Annotated in this window: 3 protein-coding genes; all 3 read left to right on the top strand. The window is 32.0% G+C overall.

Annotated elements, in window-relative coordinates; translation table 11 throughout:
- The first annotated feature begins 950 nt into the window (after positions 1 to 950).
- The 3 genes from ACRCJ0_RS10935 to ACRCJ0_RS10945 all read left to right on the top strand — a co-directional run bounded on the left by ACRCJ0_RS10935 (position 951) and on the right by ACRCJ0_RS10945 (position 3129).
- Entirely contained in the window at positions 951 to 1922 is a 972-nt protein-coding gene (locus ACRCJ0_RS10935; protein ID WP_431390458.1) for a RepB family plasmid replication initiator protein, read from the top strand.
- 17 nt (positions 1923 to 1939) lie between these two features.
- Positions 1940 to 2323, top strand: coding sequence for a hypothetical protein (locus ACRCJ0_RS10940; protein ID WP_431390459.1), 384 nt, complete (start codon positions 1940 to 1942; stop codon positions 2321 to 2323).
- A gap of 425 nt (positions 2324 to 2748) precedes the next feature.
- Positions 2749 to 3129 (top strand): hypothetical protein, encoded by a 381-nt coding sequence (locus ACRCJ0_RS10945; protein ID WP_431390460.1) that lies wholly within the window; start codon positions 2749 to 2751, stop codon positions 3127 to 3129.
- The last annotated feature ends 255 nt before the right edge of the window (positions 3130 to 3384 follow it).

Raw genomic sequence — 3384 nt, forward strand, 5'->3', positions numbered from 1 at the left:
AGGGAATAATACAAATTGCACAAAAAAAGCCCAGTAGCGTGAACTACTGGGCTTTTTTGTGTTATAGATAAACACGCAAGGCTAGTCGACTATTTGTCCTTACTATCTAGCCATTTACTGATGAGATGAACAATCACACCAGCCGTAATAGCAAGTAAGAGCTCAAGGAAATAATGTAAATTAGGCACCTCCTCGCATTTTTATTTGCGATGAGTCGACTTCAACAGTATGTCGTAGCCAAAATACGAAAAATAAGAGGTGCTCACGACGTTTTAGACACACTTACATATAAATGCCCTAAAATAGTTTTAAAACGTCTCTAGCCCCCTATAATTTCGATTTAAAAGATAGTTAGTGCACTTTAAATCATATTAGATAAAAATATAACTAAATTAGTAAATCACGTTACTTATACCCTTTCATTTGCTTCTGAGCGTATTTCAGTGGTTTGTTAAGGGTGTTAACCCTTGACCATGCGTTAGCATGCTTATAAATGCAACAATTTACGCAAAATTACTTAGATTTTCAAACAATCTCACACAACAATTTCCCCTTTTTCTTGAAAATAAGGGGTTTAAGGGGCTTTGCCCCTTTTTTAATGGCTTGCGTCAGCAAGGCTTCCTTATTTGTTTTTTCTATTCTCTTTTTTATAGTTTTTTATCAATTTTCTGTTTAAGAAAAATACGATAAATAGATAAATATGTTTATATATCTATGTTTAGATATATGTTTAGATATATGTTTAGGTGTTTTTTATCCCTTGGGAGAGTAAGGATAGGGTGGTTTTCAAAAGGTCAAAATGTCGGTTATTAAAGGTCAAAATGTCGGTTATTAAAGGTCAAAATGTCGGTTATTAAAGGTCAAAATGTCGGTTATTAAAGGTCATCTTTTTTATTTGACCTTATAAAAAAAGATGGTATTATAAGGTCAAATAAAAGAGGTGACCTTTAATGATAAATGAGGTAGTAAAATACCATAATGATTTGAATAGTATAAGCATGCGGACCTGGACTTCAGAAGAAATGAATTTCTTTTTCTCTATCATTGCTAAAGTACGAGATGAAGGTACACGTGAAATACATTTTGATAAATATTATCTTGCTGAACTTGCTGATTATACAGTCAATCATAATAAAAGATTTCAAGATACAATTGAATCATTAGGGAAAAAAGTAGCCAATATTCATTATATTGAGCGTACTTCTAATTCATTTGAATTAATGAATTTATTTACTAAGTTTAAATTTACTTGGAGTGATGATTTAAGCGAAATGACGGCTATAATTAAGGTTTCTGAAGAATTTGAATACGTTGTAAACCAACTACAAGTTGAATTTACAACGTATGAACTTGCAGAATTTACAGCGATACGTTCAACTTATGCAAAAACGATGTATCGCTTATTAAAGCAATGGCGAACACTTGGGAAAAAAGAATTTAAGATTGATGATTTTAAAAAATTAATCGATTGCCCTAAGTCATATGCTATGAGTGATATTGATAAGCGTATTTTAAAACCAACGTTAAAAGAACTCTCCCCTTATTTCAAAAAATTAAAGGTTAAGAAAATTAAAAAAAATACACGTGGTAATCCGATTACTGGGTTATTATTTACTTGGCAACCTGAACATACTGAACCTTGGTTAGAAAATAAATATGACGAGCAACCACAAGAATATGCGCCAAAATACGAGAATAAATTCACTGAATGGTTAATCAATTATGGGGTGCTATCAGCGCATAACCATGAATTGATTGAACAATTTAAACTAGAGGTTTATCCACTCTACCAACAACTTGCTGATAGAGCGACCCTAGACACTGTCGAAAAGCATATTTCATATGTTGCGAAACAACACTATAAGCACCCTGTTGGCTATTTTAAAAAAGCTGCTAAAGACTATCTGAAACGATTTATCTAGTAAAGAGGGTAAAGAAAATGACAGATGAAATGAATAATCCGTTATATATCAATTGGCAAATGACATCAGAAAAAGAAGCAATCATTGCCGAGCTAAACGAAAAATCTAAAGCGATCAAAAATGATTTACCCGTTTTATTATCTAAGTATGATTTACGTCGACGTTGGGCAATGTCCAATAGACAAAGCTTATATAATTACACCAGAAGAAAGGATTTTCCTAAGCCGATTTATCATTTTTCTAACGGTAAAACGCCTGTATATTTAGAAACAGATATTCAAATTTTTGAAATAAAATATCCATGGATAGTGTCAGAAGAAAGCCGAAAAAAATATGCCGATTGGGTATTTAAAAATGTCATTTTAGACGAAAAAAATCCAAATAATTTAGTAAATTGGTAATGATTTTTTTAACATGAGCGAAGCGAATTTTTAATTTTCGCCAGAAAATTTTACATAAATAAAAACCCCCATGAATTTGATATCATGGGGGTTTTCCGCACACACCATAGTCTTTACGGGACGTATGGTGTATAAGTGCGCCCTTTTTCTAAATCGGCTTTCGTTCTGTTCAAAAGGGATTGGGATTTTCCCAAAGTAATTTAAAAAATAAGCAAAAATTTTCGATAGAGAATGTGCTATTTTTTTAAATTTGTCATGACAATGACTGTGCTTGCTGTTACACAGAATTAACTTAAAACATATCATTTGAAAACGTTTTTATTTTTTGTTAGGTTGAAAATATAGACGATGAAGTAATCCCAGAGTCGCCAATAGAAAGATTATCTGAAGATGATTCTATTCATGCCATTGGCTTAACTAACCAAATGCTGTTTGATGAGCTAGAAGCCCGAGGATATGATCTTCATGATATTTATACTGATGAAGAAATTAAGATGGCCATTGCTGAAGATAACTCACCTCTTCGCGCTACTGGTCAAACAAAAGTAGTAAATACTGGCACAAATACTTTTACACTATATCTAAACTCGACATATACTAAGACCATTTCTATTTTAGGTGCAGGAGCCGCTGGCGCAATTGGTGCTCTAATAGGTGGAGCTACTGGTGGAGCCTTAGGAGGTATGCTAGGGCAACTTGCTTCAGTTAACCTTGATACCAATAAAGGAATATATATAGAATTTGAAAATCAAACAATTCCAGGAGCACAACCTCAACCAGTACCTATTGGATGGGGTTATCAATAATTTGAATCTAGGTGATTATCATGTTTAATAATTTACATAAATCTTTTTATAAAATATCTCCATTTTTTAAATATTTTTATGTTATGTGCCTATCTTTTGCAACAATAGCCTATTTCTTTGAAAGAGAACAGATTATATGGAGCATTATTATAGCTGGTATTATGGCGCTATTTAACTATTATATTTTAATAAAACCAAAAGAATAACGTTCATAATTTTGTAGTTAATTAATACTTTTGATATACTTTAACTACA

The organism is Aerococcus sp. L_32, from assembly GCF_050689315.1.